At 54.7% G+C, this 14,574-nt stretch carries 7 protein-coding genes; 5 read left to right on the top strand and 2 right to left on the bottom strand.

The annotated features are described in order from the left end of the window. Positions 1-192 precede the first annotated feature (192 nt). Both GW579_RS18025 and hmsP read right to left on the bottom strand, forming a co-directional pair. A complete protein-coding gene (locus tag GW579_RS18025) occupies positions 193-1,485 on the bottom strand; it encodes a dicarboxylate/amino acid:cation symporter (RefSeq protein WP_165060806.1) in 1,293 nt (430 codons plus the stop codon). A 236-nt stretch (positions 1,486-1,721) separates the two neighbouring features. Further along, positions 1,722-3,704 carry a biofilm formation regulator HmsP gene (gene hmsP, locus GW579_RS18020; protein ID WP_165060803.1) on the bottom strand — a complete coding sequence of 661 codons (1,983 nt, stop codon included), beginning with the start codon at positions 3,702-3,704 and terminating at the stop codon, positions 1,722-1,724. A 560-nt stretch (positions 3,705-4,264) separates the two neighbouring features. Between hmsP and GW579_RS18015 the strand changes: the two genes are divergently transcribed. The 5 genes from GW579_RS18015 to GW579_RS17995 all read left to right on the top strand — a co-directional run bounded on the left by GW579_RS18015 (position 4,265) and on the right by GW579_RS17995 (position 14,561). Further along, positions 4,265-5,107 carry a cellulose biosynthesis protein BcsO gene (locus GW579_RS18015; RefSeq protein WP_165060800.1) on the top strand — a complete coding sequence of 281 codons (843 nt, stop codon included), beginning with the start codon at positions 4,265-4,267 and terminating at the stop codon, positions 5,105-5,107. After that, the gene (gene bcsQ / locus GW579_RS18010) at positions 5,098-5,901 is read left to right on the top strand and encodes a cellulose biosynthesis protein BcsQ (RefSeq protein ID WP_165060797.1); all 804 of its coding nucleotides are present in this window, start codon (positions 5,098-5,100) and stop codon (positions 5,899-5,901) included. Before GW579_RS18015 ends, bcsQ begins: the two co-directional genes overlap by 10 nt. A gap of 29 nt (positions 5,902-5,930) precedes the next feature. Further along, positions 5,931-8,030: a UDP-forming cellulose synthase catalytic subunit gene (bcsA, locus tag GW579_RS18005; protein WP_152323658.1), complete on the top strand. Its 2,100-nt coding sequence runs from the start codon at positions 5,931-5,933 to the stop codon at positions 8,028-8,030. Then, a complete protein-coding gene (bcsB, locus tag GW579_RS18000) occupies positions 8,027-10,516 on the top strand; it encodes a cellulose biosynthesis cyclic di-GMP-binding regulatory protein BcsB (RefSeq protein ID WP_165060795.1) in 2,490 nt (829 codons plus the stop codon). The genes bcsA and bcsB overlap by 4 nt, the downstream gene beginning before the upstream one ends. 85 nt (positions 10,517-10,601) lie before the next feature. Continuing rightward, positions 10,602-14,561: a cellulose biosynthesis protein BcsC gene (locus GW579_RS17995; protein WP_165060792.1), complete on the top strand. Its 3,960-nt coding sequence runs from the start codon at positions 10,602-10,604 to the stop codon at positions 14,559-14,561. Positions 14,562-14,574 lie beyond the last annotated feature (13 nt).

Below are 14,574 nucleotides of genomic sequence, written 5' to 3'. Positions count from 1 at the left end.
GTTTTTCGCAATGTCGCGCAGCCCGTGAAAATATTCTGGTAAAAAGCGCCGGAGGTGGCCTTTGAGGGAGTTATTATGAAGATAATCCACCGGTTACATCAAGTAACCGGTGGTTATTAGGGGATTTTGAGCCTAAATAAATGCGTTTTTTGGAACGGTTAGCGATATTTTCATCCGTTCAGAGACCATTATTCAGAAACCTGACGCCGATTTCTCAGCTTCCGTCAGACCTTTCTGACCATTCAGCGTCGCTTTTAACTGACCTTCGTCCAGCTGATCACACCATTTTGCAACCACGATGGTTGCCACGCCGTTACCCACCAGATTGGTCAGCGCACGTGCTTCTGACATAAAGCGGTCAATGCCCAGAATCAGCGCCAGCCCGGCAACCGGTAAATGCCCGACCGCTGACAGCGTCGCCGCCAGAACGATAAAACCACTGCCGGTCACGCCCGCCGCCCCTTTCGAGGACAACAACAGCACGACAATCAGGGTGATCTGATGCCAGATATCCATATGGGTATTGGTCGCCTGTGCGATAAACACGGCCGCCATGGTCAGGTAAATCGAGGTGCCGTCGAGGTTAAACGAGTAGCCGGTCGGGATAACCAGCCCCACCACTGATTTCTTACAACCCAAACGCTCCATTTTATCCAGCATCCGCGGCAGCGCGGATTCAGAGGACGACGTACCCAGCACGATCAGCAGTTCTTCTTTAATGTAGTTAACAAACTTGAAGATGCTGAAGCCGGTAAAGCGGGCGATAAGCCCCAGCACCACGACCACAAACAGAATACAGGTCAGGTAGAAACACAGAATCAGCTGACCGAGCTGCACCAGAGAACCGACGCCATATTTACCAATCGTGAATGCCATCGCCCCGAATGCCCCTAACGGCGCGAGACGCATGATCATATTGATGATGCCGAAAATGACCTGTGAGAAGCTTTCGATGACGTTGAAAATCAGCTGGCCCTTGTGGCCCATGCGGTGCAGCGCGAAGCCGAACAGCACGGCAAACAGCAACACCTGCAAGATATTGCCACTGGCAAATGCGCCGATCACGCTCGACGGAATGACATCCAGCAGGAACGGAATAATGCCCTGGCTCTGCGCCTGCTCGGCGTAAACCGCGACCGCCTTGGCATCCAGCGCCGCCGGATCGACGTTCATTCCCGCGCCCGGCTGGACGATATTCACAATCACCAGGCCGATAATCAGCGCCAGCGTACTGACGATTTCAAAGTAGAGCAGCGCGATCGCCCCGGTGCGCCCCACGGCTTTCATGCTTTCCATGCCCGCAATGCCGGTCACCACCGTACAGAAGATGACAGGGGCGATGATCATTTTGATTAATTTAACAAAACCATCACCCAATGGTTTCATTTGAGCGCCGAGTTCGGGGTAGAAATGTCCCAGTAAAATTCCGAGGGTGATTGCCAGAAGAACCTGAAAATACAGACTCTTGAAGAGTGATTTTTTCATAAATACCCATCCTGAAGTGATTGCGCCGCCTTCTATTTTTGTAAGGTCAAAGGTAATGAGCGGCAGCAGGGAAATAACACACACACAACATGATGGAAATATTTCGTTTCGCACTGCAATAACGGTTCATGAAAAACCAGAGCGGAAAGCATTCAGCAATAAGTAATGTAATTAAAAAAAGTAAAGGAGGGGTAAAAAAGGCCGGACAGAAAGGGGTTTCCTGCCCTTTATCGGATTCAGGCGGGCTGACAGAATTTCTCTTCGAACTCTTCTTTAGAAAGCGGCGCAGAGAATAAATAGCCCTGCCCGAACCGGATATTTTCTTTCAGCAGCCACTGGCGCTGCGCTTCGGTTTCAACGCCTTCTGCAATAAGCTGAATATCCATCGCGCGGCCAATTGAGGCCACAATGTTTACCATCACTTCGTCTTCCGGCAGAACGCTGACGAAACTGCGGTCAATTTTGATCACATCGATAGGTAAAGAACGCAGGCGGTTGAGATATTCCAGCCCGGAATAGCCCAGGCCGAAATCATCCAGTTCAATCGAGACGCCCACGGCGCGGAGTTCGCTGAGCAACAACAGCGCGCGATCCAAATCATCAATGCGCGCCGTTTCGGTGATTTCCAGCACCAGCTGACCCGGATTAATTTTGTAGCGACTGAGCAGGCTGCGCAGTTCCGGCAGGAAATTACGCTGCTGAACCTGGACGCCGGATAAATTCACCGAGAGCGGTAAGGTAATGCCGCGCTGTTGCCAGTCGGCAAGAATGCCGCAGCCCAGTTCGAGGATTTTGTAACCCAGCATGCTCATTACGCCGATTTCTTCGGCCAGCACGATGAAATCGCTTTCCAGACCATAACTGCCGTTGGCCATTTTTCTGCGCAACAGGGCTTCAGCGCCCAACACCGTGCCGGTTTCCATATTGACCTGCGGCTGGATGAACAGCGTGAAATCGTTCTGTTCCATCGCGTGCAGAATTTCATTTTCCTGCAACAGGCGTTTCTGAATTTTCTCAGTGAGTTCCGGTTCGAAAAACAGAATCTGGTTTTTGCCCTGCTGATACGCCGACACTCTGGCCGCACGGGCATTCGCCATCAGCTGCTGTGCGGTCACCGGCGTTTCGCCCGTGTGCTGAACAATGCCGATGCTGCCGGTCGGATGCAGGGACATATTCCCGGAATCGCTTTCCTGCGGCGCATTAATGCGTTCCATGATTTGTCGCGCAAGGCGCATCGCCATAAATGGCCGTGGCACATCGCCCGCCAGCAACGCAAATTCGTTGTAGCTCAGACGCGCCAGCAAACAGTGTTCCGGCAGCACATCCATAATAGAAGAGATCAGCGGGCAGCTGACATGGCCGTCGTCACGCAGGCTTTCAATGCCGATCAGTAGCAGGTGGAAGCCCTTTTCCGGCTCCGACGAATGCAGCCGGTGTTGAAGGCGCAGCATAAACTGCTCGGCATTATTGAGGCTATCTTCCGCGGGCAGCAGCGCGTCATTCATGCTTTGCTGCGCTTTTTCCAGCTGCTGCTGATTACGGTTATAACTGCGCACCAGCATGCCAATTTCATCGTCTTCATGGCGCTCCGGCAGCACCAGCTGGTGATAAGGCACTTCACTTTCCGGCAGCGATTCCAGCTCTCTGGCAATGGTGCGCAGCGGTTTGACGATCAGGCGGTTCACCACCCAGCTCACCGAGATGGTGAGGATCAGTGACAGCAGGAGATAGGTTGTCAGCATGGTCGACAGCGCGCTGACGATAAACTGATACATGCGGTACGAATCCGCCTGAAGAACCAGATACGCCAGCGGCTTGGGGGCTTTAGGGCTGGCAGCCGCAGAATAAAGGGGAACAGAAATGGTGACGGGCAGATTGAAACCGCGGGTAACCCACTGCGGCACCGGTCTGCCCGGCGGGAAATGCGTGTGCAATGCAGCAATCTGATTAGGCATCACGACGTCGGCACGGCTCAGAATCCCGACCGGTTGCAGGGTATTGAGAATGTCCTGCGTTTCTTCCAGATCGACATCGAGCACCGCCTGCGACAGCGGTTCGCGGACAGAATGTGCAATATTTTCAAGTTGCTGGGCGTAATCGTCCCTCCGCTGTTGCACAAAGTGAAACAACTGGATGACGATAAAAATACAAATGGTGACTGCAGCAATACTGGATACCGCCGCCATCTGTTTAATCGTTAATGAACGCCTGACCCGCAACTTATTTCTCCATCAACTGCCGGGCTGATTTGCCCCGCATACACTAACAGGAACGGTACTTCTGCGCAGTATACCTCATAACCGGTTATTTCGAGGTGAAACACAATGTTTTGGCTATAAAAAACAACACGTTTGACCGTCAGCATCTACACTCATTATTCACAAGGGTATTTCACTGACGAAAAACATACATTACGGGTCGTAATTGAATACTTAGCAACGTAAGAAGATCCTAACATCAACTTAACTAATGTTGTTTGTGTGCTACCGATTTCAACACGGGCAACGCATTACTCTGCTTTAACGAAAAAATACAGATAATTAATATCTAAATCTTTCTGTAACAGGCAGTTATAGGGGCGTTGTTATTTATGCGTGATAATCCTATTTTTTGTAAAAAGTGCTCTATGCTGTAAAAGAGCTGATATATTAAGAAGAGTCTTATTCCCACTAAAAACTTAAACATAATTAAACTTTTCTTATGCTTTGTTAGCGGCCTTTTAAGGTCCGTTTTGACGTCCAGAAAACACCGATATATATAATCCTAGCGGGCGGGATTTATGAATAAATATGACGACATTAAACGTTTTATGGATAAAACGAAGTTGGAAAAGCTTGATTATAAAGAGCTTAACGAAAAATCAACGGGTGAATCCATTACCGGTTCTATGAACCAATGGACGTTGATTAAACAAGTGTCAGCCAGCGAAAATCCGGCCGGACCGCTCGACAATGGCCGCACGACACAACCTACGCCTCAGTCTATTTCTGCCGATGAGTTTTCACTCGCTGCGTCGCAGCCCATGAGCGAACCTTCGTTCACGCACCCCCCGGTGAATCAGCCTCAGCAACCGTTGCCACAAGCCGCGGCCGCACAGCCCGTGCAGCAAAATCAGGCCGCACCGTTGTCATCGGAAGTCCCTCCGCCCGTGGCGGGTTTTGGATTGCTCGAAGCCTTGCGTGAAACGCTGCCTCCGGTGCCGCCACAGCCTGCTCCCGTGCAGGCCGCGCAGCCCGGAAAACATCAACCGGTTCACACCGCGCCGACGTTCCACGCCCAGTCAGTTATTCCTGACAACGGCGGAAGTCTGCTCGATTCACTGCGTAAAGTCATGCCTGAAGCACCTGTGCGGCCCGCGCATGTTCAGCCGGCCCCGGCTCAGCAAGCCGCCCCGGTTCGCAGCCAGCCCGTACAGCCTGCAGCACCGGCGTATCAACCGGCACCGGCCAGCCCGTACACAACCAGCACGGCGCCTGTTGCACCCGCGTCCCCGGCGTCTGCTGATGCTAACCAGCGCTTTAAACAAATGTTTAAACAGCGGGCTCCACAGCCTGTCAGCGCCTATTTACATCGCGACACACCGCTTCAACCCCTGTTAGAGATGATTGCCTCATGCCGTTAGTTTGCGTTTGTTCACCGAAAGGTGGGGTAGGAAAAACCACGGTGGCCTCCAACCTGGCCTATTCGCTTGCCCGCAGTGGCAGCAAAGTTCTGGTCATCGATTTTGATGTGCAGAATGCCCTTCGCCTTCATTTTGGTGTGCCTATTTCCGATACCCGCGGCTTTGTCGCCGGTTCAGGCAATGAATCCGACTGGAGCCAGTTTATTCTCAAAGCGGGTTCAAATACCTTTGTTTTACCTTACGGCGAAGTGACGGAAGATCAGCGTCTGGAATTCGAACACCAGTTAGCCAGCGATCCGCATTTCTTACAGCGGGGATTAAATACCGTACTGAATTATCCGGGTTTAATTATTGTCGCCGATTTTCCTCCGGGCCCGAGCCCGGCGTTAAAAGCCGTTCAGGCGCTTGCGGATTTACATATTGTGGTGATGTTAGCGGATACCGCGTCATTATCTTTATTGCCATTAATGGAAAAAAATAAATTAATTGGCACGCCTTTAAATAATAAGAAAGGTGAATATTACGTCGTTAACCAAAGTGACACTCGCCGGACATTAAGCCGCGACGTGACGCAATTTTTTGAACAACGTCTGAACGAAAGATTATTAGGCACGATCCACAGGGATGAATGTGTGCCAGAGGCAAATGCCTCGCAGCGCTCTATTATTGATTTTAGTCCGGTATCGGCTTCGGCATTTGATATTGAACTGATCAGCAAAAAAGTCGCCGCTATTTTAGGGATTAAAGTCGGTGATGGTGAATTACACGCCGCGCCTAAATCTGGCAGTTATTAACTATCACTGTTAACAGCGACCCCAAAGCGATGAATAAATTCCTGTTTTCCTTACTTGTGCTTCTGCTGCTGCCGGTGGCAGCAGTGATCATCATCACCCCTATGGACAGCCAGAAACAGTACATTTTTGGTCTGATCAGCATCGGGCTGTTATTCCTGCTCGGTATCAGCAAGAGCCGCCGTATCAGTGTGGTCATGGTCATCATGTCCGTTATTATGTCGACGCGTTATATTTACTGGCGCGCGACAGAGACGCTGCATTTTAATTCAACGATAGAAGCCATCTTAGGGATCGGGTTATTCCTCGCCGAACTGTATGTCTGGATTATTTTATTGCTGGGCTACCTGCAAACCACGTGGCCGCTGAAACGTACCATCGAACCATTGCCGGATGACACCACCCTGTGGCCAACCGTTGACGTTTATATTCCGTCTTATAACGAAAGTCTGGATGTGGTGCGTGATACCGTTCTGGCCGCGCAATGTATCGATTATCCGAAAGACAAAATCAAAATATACGTGCTCGATGACGGTAAACGCGATGAATTCGCCGTGTTCTCCGCCGATGCGGGCGTGGGTTATATCACCCGTAACGACAACTCCCACGCCAAAGCCGGTAACCTGAACCATGCGATGAAACTCACCAAAGGTGAACTGATTTGTGTGTTTGACTGCGACCACGTCGCGACACGCGCGTTTTTGCAGGCGACCGTGGGCAGTTTTCTGAAAGACCCGCGACTGGCGCTGATCCAGACGCCTCACTATTTCTACTCGCCGGACCCGTTCGAACGTAACCTTTCCGCCGGCCGCACCATGCCAAACGAAGGCGCGCTGTTCTACGGCCCGGTTCAGCAAGGTAACGATAACTGGAACGCCACCTTTTTTTGCGGTTCGTGTGCGGTTATCCGCCGCGTGGCGCTTGAAGAAGTCGGCGGTTTTGCCGTTGAAACCGTGACAGAAGATGCGCACTCCGCGCTGAAAATGCAGCGCCGTGGCTGGAATACCGCGTTTCTGGATATTCCGCTGGCCGCCGGTCTGGCGACAGAACGTCTTGGTCTGCACGTCATTCAGCGTACCCGCTGGGCGCGTGGCATGACGCAGATTTTCCGCGTCGATAACCCGCTACTGGGCCGTGGCCTGAAATGGCAGCAACGCCTGTGTTATCTGAACGCCATGCTGCACTTCCAGTTTGGCCTGCCGCGCGTGGTGTTCCTGACCGCCCCGCTGGCGTTCCTGCTGTTTAACCTGAACATCATTTCCTCGTCAGCCAGCCTGATTTTTGCGTACGCGCTGCCGCATCTGGTGATGTCGCTGTACATCAACTCCCGCATGAATGGCCGGTTCCGCTATACGTTCTGGGGTGAAATCTACGAAACCGTCATGGCTTTCCACCTGATCCTGCCAACGCTGGTCACGATGTTCGCGCCAAAACGCGGGAAATTTAACGTGACCGACAAAGGCGGCCTGCTGGACGTCGGCTTCTTCGACTTCAACATTGTCAAACCGCACCTGATTGTCGCGATTCTGATGATTATCGGCATCGGTTACGGCGTAGTGCGGGCGATTTTCCATGACTACTTTGCCATCGATCCGAACGTTATTGCCCTGAACGTCGCATGGGGGAGCTTCAGCGTGCTGATTTTGCTGGCGGCGATTGCCGTGGCGAAAGAAACCCGTCAGGTGCGTAAAACCATCCGTATTGATGTCGCTATTCCGGCCATCATTCATTACGCCAATGGGATTTCACTGCGCACCACCACGATTGATATGTCGATGGGCGGCGTGCAGCTGGTAACGCCGGATGTGCGTTACATCGACGAAGAAATTGAAGAAGTTGAAATTCAGCTTTCTTCCGGTGCAGAGAGTTTCCCGGTGACGCAAATCAGCGGCAATAAAGAACGCCTGCGTCTGCAATTTGAAAACCTGCCGCTGTCGAAACGCCGCGAGCTGGTGCGCGTTGTGTTATGCCGAGCTGACGCCTGGATTGGCGAAGAGTATCCGCCGGACAACCCGTTCAAATCTCTGGTCAGCATTATCCGTTGCGTGTTTGAGCTGTTCTACAACACCTGGAAAGAGCGCCGTGCCAAAAATAAACCCGCTGACGCCACCAGCAAGAGTGAAGCAGCATGAATCGACCACGTAAACAGACCGTAAAACGCCGTTTATCTGCTGTGCCGGGCGCGTCCCTGCTCAGGAAAATCTCCGCAGGTGTATTGCTGACCTTCAGCAGCCTGCCGTTTACTCATGCTGAAGACGCCGCGGCGCCAGCCGTGGATCCGGCGACCAGCCTTCCCGCTGCGCCATCATGGTTGCCGCCCGTCACGCCGATGCCGGATGAAAGCGCACCGGCCAGCGCAGCACCAGCCACGGCAGCTCCGGCGGGCGACACACCTCAGACCGATACAACGCCGTTGAATACCAGCAGCTCCGCGCCCGACGCCGATCCGTCGGCAGCCCCTGCGCCGGTCATTCCGCTGGTTCAGCCGGTGACCAGCACTATCACCGTGGCTGAAATGGGGCAGACCAACGGCCTGACCCTCAGCGGCGGCCAGTTGCAGTCCGGGATTATCTTTACGCTGCCTGCCGATGAAGTGGTCACCAACGCCCACCTGTCGCTGGCACTGAAAATTTCCCCGGCGCTGATTGCTCGCGATACTACGCTGGAACTGATGCTTAACGGTCAGCCTCTGGGCAATCTGCCGCTCAATCAAAGCAGCAACGGCGGCGATGTTTACGATCTGGATATTCCGTCGGCGATGGTGGTGTCCAACAACAACCTGAGCTTCCGCGTGCATGACAGCAACACCATGACCTGCGAGAAAGATCAGTCAGACAAATATTGGGTCACAATTTTGCCGACCACCAGCATTGGTCTGGAAGGTCAGCAGCTGAATATTGGCCGCAATCTGGGTAACTTCCCGCGTCCGTTCTTTGATGGCCTGCAAATGCAGGAATCGAAAATTACGATGGGTTTCTCTGCGGCGATGAAACCCGGCGATGTCAGCGCAGCGGCGATGGTCTCTTCTTATCTCGGCATGTTGTCCGATTATCGCAGCGTCGATTTCCCGGTCATCCTGAACGATTTACCGGACCAGAACGGCATTCTGTTTGGTAAGCCAGGCGATAAAATCGGTTCACTGACGTTGCCAGCCAGCAACGGCGCATCGATTCAGATTATCGATAACCCGATTAACCCGGTTTACAAACTGCTGCTGGTACTGGGCAATGACGATAACGAACTGCGTCAGGCCGCATACCGCCTGATCAGCGGCGGTATGCCGAACAATGCCGAACGTCTGGATGTCACGCAGCAAACTATTCCGTCGAGCAAACCGTATGACGCACCGCGCTGGATTGATACCTCGCGCCCGGTCACGCTGGGCGAACTTGCGGGTAAAGATCCGGACTCCCTGATTTCCAACGGGATTTACCACGATGGCATTCAGGTCGCCTTCCGCGCCGCGCCAGACTTGTTCATGTGGGATGGCCACAACATTCCAGTGCGCATCGATTACCGTTTCCCGACGGAAAACTGGATTGATGAAGACAGCTCCCGCCTCAATGTGTCCATCAACAGCAACTTCCTGCGCAGCCTGACGGTGAACAAAGTCGGTCTGGTGGAAAATATCTGGCGTCGTCTGGGCGGTGACAGCCGTCAGGAACGTTATACCCTGCAACTCGCGCCATACCTGATTTACGGCGATAACCAGCTGCAATTCTATTTCGACATCAGGCCGAAAAAAGATGCGCCGTGCAGCATTCTGACCAGCGACAACATCAAGAGCCGTATCGATCCGAAATCCTTCATCGACCTGAGCGGAAGCTACCATTTCGCACAGTTGCCGAACCTGTCGTATTTCGTCGGTGCGTCTTATCCGTACTCCAAACTGGCTGACTTCACCGACACGCTGATGTTGCTGCCGGAAGTGCCTTCTGCCGGTGAAATCCATACGTTGCTGAATCTGGCCGCACGCGCCGGGAAAGCCACGGGTGTACCGGTGAATCACGTGCAGGTCGCCTTTGGCCTGAAAGGCGATGAAAGAAATAACGCGTTGTTTGACCGCGATATTCTGGCCGTCACCACGCTGGGCGATACGCCGTTCAACCAGCAGTTACTGGCCGATTCGCCGTTCAGCGTGAATGCCGGTTCGATGGGCGTGAAAACGCCGACGCAGGTTCAGCGCATCGTGGCCTGGCTCACCGGCGACTGGTACCGCCAGCCGGTGGATGCTGACCGTTATCTGTCCTCAACCGGCGCATGGCGCGGCTTCGTCAGCTACCGCTCACGCTGGTCAAACGATCACGTCGTGGTCGTCGCAACGGGCACGGACGATCAGCAACTGCTGAAAATTCATAACGACCTGAAATCGCCGAAAATCAACGCCAACGTGCGTGGCGATCTGGCGATTATTACCGATGAAAATGGCATCCGCAGCTTCTCCGTCGGCCAGCAATTCCCGACCGGACAGATGCCGTGGTACATGATGGTGCTCTGGTACGCCAGCACACATATTGTGATCCTCTCGCTGATTGCCACACTGGTTTCACTGCTGATTGGCCTGAGCCTGTTCGTCGTGTTGCGTCGTCATGCTGCTAAACGTCTGGGTCAGAAATGAAAAGCGTCGTCTCAAGAAGAACAACAATAACAATGAAGGTAGCCGTTACTCCCGGCTATAACCTGGCGATTACCGGAGCTGGAAAATGAAAAAACATAAACTGTCCCTGGCGGTGATCAGGGCTATTTATCTGGTAGGGATCGCCGGAGTTACAAGTTTCAGTGCCACCGCTTTTGCGGCGGACACCACCAATCCGGCCATGAAAGCTCTGTTTGATCAGGCCGCTTACTGGCATGAACGCGCCCACGATGATCTGGCGAAAGATGCCTTGCAGAAAGTCCTGCTGGTAGAACCGAATAACGCGCAGGCGTTGTACCTGATGTCGCTGTATTCCATGCAAAGCGGCGACAAAACGGCGGCAAACCAGTGGCGTCAGAAACTGTCCAGCGTATCGCCGGATGACCCGCGCCTGGCGTCGCTCAACAGCGCCAAAGCGATGCAATCCATTCCACCGGCGCAGCTGGCGTCTGCCCGTCAGATGGCGGCGCAGGGGAACGTCAGCGGCGCGCTTTCTGCCTACCGCACTATTTTCAACGGCAACCAGCCCCTCGACAGTCTGGCGACCGAATATTACCTGACCATGGCGGGCGACAAATCGCTCCAGCCGCAGGCCATTCAGGGATTGCAGCAGCGCGTCGCCGCCCGTCCGGACGACACGCAGGCGCGTCTCGGACTAGGCAAAGTGCTGACGTATCAGGAATCGACCCGCCGCGACGGGATCAAACTGCTGAGCACGATGGCCGGTTCCAGCACGGAAGCCGACCGCTCGCTGCGTCAGGCGTTGTTGTGGATGGCACCGCAGGAAGATGATCGCGATTTGTATCAGGGCTATCAGGCGCGTCATCCGAATGACACCGCCGTGATGGCGTACTTCCAGAAAAATATTGGCGGCGCGGCGAAGGGTCAGGGCTTTACGGCGCTCAACAGCGGCGACGTCAACAGCGCGAAAGCCAAGTTTGAAAGCGTGCTGGCCGATAACCCGAACGACGCCGATGCACTGGCCGGTCTGGGTTACATCGCGCAGCGCAGCGGAAACTTTGAAGAAGCGTCGCAGTACCTGAGCAAAGCCGCGGCACAGGGCGGCGCGAACAGTGCGCAGCTGAGCAATCAGGCGCAGGATTCTGCGTTTTATGCCCAGCTGGCGAAAGCCAAAGCCGCCGCCGCGTCTGGCAGTTATGACGCCGCGCTGGCCGCCGTTACCCCGCTGGCGTCAGTCGGCGGTGAAAAAGGTCAGTCAGCCGGTTTGCTGCGTGCAGATATTCTGCGCCGCAAAGGCGATCTGGCCGGTGCGGAACAGCAGTACAGCGCACTCGGTGACAACGCCGATGCCCGCGCTGGCCTGTTCTACGTACTGCGTCAGCAAAACAAAACGGCTGAGGCCAATCAGGTTCTGAAAACCCTGCCAGCCAGTTTGCAGGCGAAGATGAATCCGCCGACCGTGGCCGACGTCATCGAACCGATGCGCCGTCAGGCCGCGCAGGCCGTAGCAAACAACGATCCGCAGCGCGCGCTGAATATTCTCCAGCAGGCGCAGGAACGTCAGCCGTCTAACGTCTGGGTAAAACTGGATATGGCGCGCATTCTGCAATCGCAGGGGCAAACCGCACAGGCGCAGTCCATCATGGCGCCGTCTTCGCGTCCGGGCGCGTCATCGGCAGACCTTTACGCCGCCGCGTTGTTTGCGTCCGAAACCAAAAACTGGTCCACCGCCAATGCCCTGCTCTCGCGCATTCCGCGCAGCAGCCAGAATCAGGGTATGCGTGAACTGGCGCAGCGCGCCAACTTCAATGCACAAATGGCGGATGCCGAAAATTATCTGCAACAGGGTAATACCGCCGCGGCCGCCAATACTTTGCGCGCACTGGCGCAGAATCCGCCGACGGCACCAGCCGATGTCGGCGCACTGGCAAAAAATCTCGCCGCGACCGGGCAAGTTCCGCTGGCTGTGCAGCTGGTTCGCCAGAACATGCGTCAGGGCGTGAACGGCAATGCGGGCGATTATGCCGATCAGATCACCGTGCTCAATTCCGCCGGTCTGGGCAACGAAGCGCAGGCTTTCCTGCAAAATCCGCAAATTCAGTCCGGCACATCCGCAACCGCACTGGCTAATCTGCGTAACGGATACGTGATCACTCAGGCCGATCAGCTGCGTGAGCAAGGTCAGTACGCCGCCGCTTACGACAAACTGGTCGTCGCGCTCCAGGCCGATCCGCAAAACCGCGATCTGATGCTGGCGATGGCGCGCCTTTATCAGTCCGGCAAACTCAATAAACAGGCCGGTCAGGTTTATAACTACCTGATGCTTAACGATACGCCGACGCAGGATGCACGCGTCGGTGCTATCAACGTTGCGCTGGGCGAAGGCGATAATAAACGGGCGCAGGAACTGTTAACCGGTCTGCGCGGCGAACGTACGCCGGACCGTTTGTTACTCGAAGCCCGCGTGGCCGAAGCACAGGGCGATCACCAGCAGGCGCTGGCGTTACTGCGTTCCGCAAAGGGCAAGATGATTGGTCTGGAAGGCGCAGACAGCACGGCGCAGGTGGCCGGATTGCAGATCAGCGACAACCCGTTTATCAACCGCTCAACGCGAACTTCACCGGGCCGTCCGGCAACACAATCGTCCTACGGAACGGTATTGCCGTGGCAGGTCTCTGATCAGGTCTCGGTGCCGGGCAATATTCCGACACCTGCCGTACCAACCGCCGTCGCGCAGCGTACCGCGACGGAAAAACAGATCGACGACATGCTCGACGATTTGCAGGGCAAAACTGCGACCTGGGCGCAGGGCGATATGTCAATTCGCGGACGTGACGGTGAAAGCGGTCTCAGCCAGCTGACCGAAGCGAAAGCGCCGATGACCTTTGCCTTCGTGCCGTTTGATACGTCGCGTCTGAGCATCGGCGTCACGCCGGTTTCCCTCAGCGCAGGCAGCCCGTCCGGCACCGGCAATACCCGGTTTGGTCAGGGTGCGCTGGCACAGGCGCAGTCGGCGCAAAAAGATGTGGCCGCAGCCGCCGCAGCCGCCGGTCTGGATATCGCAAACTACAGCACCTTTGCCAAATTGCAGGCAGCCGCAGCGGCGAACTCAAGTACAAACTGTACATCGACCAATGCAACGTCCGATCAGTGCGTGGCCTACAACACGATTACCGGCACCGATCCGACAACGTATTCCGCTCCCGCCGCAGGCAACCAAAGCGCGACCGGCGTAGAAGTGAACGCCGCGCTGACCGGCGACAGCTATAAAGCGGATATCGGCAGTACCCCGCTCGGACAGGATCTGAACTCACTGGTCGGTGGCGTGCAATGGGCACCGAAACTGACTGATTTCACCACCCTGCGCGTGACCGCTGAACGTCGTGCCGTCACCGACAGTATTCTGTCTTACGTCGGCACCAAAGATAATTACAGCGGCAAGGAATGGGGTCAGGTCACCAAAAACGGCGGCAGCATCAATCTGTCCTATGACGATGGCGACGCCGGTTTCTATGCCGAAGGCGGTTACTACAGCTATCTGGGTAATAACGTGAAGAGCAACCAGTCGGTGAATGCCAACGCCGGGTTGTACGTTCGTCCGTATCGTTATGACGACCGCGAGCTGAAAACGGGGATCAACGTCGGCTACATGAATTTCGACAAGAACCTCAGCTACTACTCCTACGGCCAGGGCGGTTACTTCAGCCCGCAAAACTACGTCAGCGTCTCCTTCCCGGTGGAATACACCCAGAAGTATGACGACTGGGATTTGAAACTGTCAGGCTCCGTGGGTTATCAGTCTTACTCTCAGGATAAGAGTGCGTACTTCCCGAATAACCCGGACTTGCAGAAACAGCTGGAAGATCTGGTGGCAGAAGGTTACGGCACTGAAGCCTATTACGGCGGGAAAACACAAAACGGCATCGGCTGGAACGCAGGCGTTGGCGGCAACTATCATCTGAACAAAAGCATGCAGATTGGCGGACAGGTTGGCTACGATACTTTCGGCGACTACAACGAAAGCACCGCGCAGGTCTACTTCCGTTATCTGATGGGCCAAAATTAATCGCGGTGAAATA

The organism is Rahnella contaminans, from assembly GCF_011065485.1.
Classification (GTDB): domain Bacteria; phylum Pseudomonadota; class Gammaproteobacteria; order Enterobacterales; family Enterobacteriaceae; genus Rahnella; species Rahnella contaminans.
Note: the sequence above shows the minus strand (reverse complement) of the source record. Positions and strands in the feature narration are given on the sequence as shown.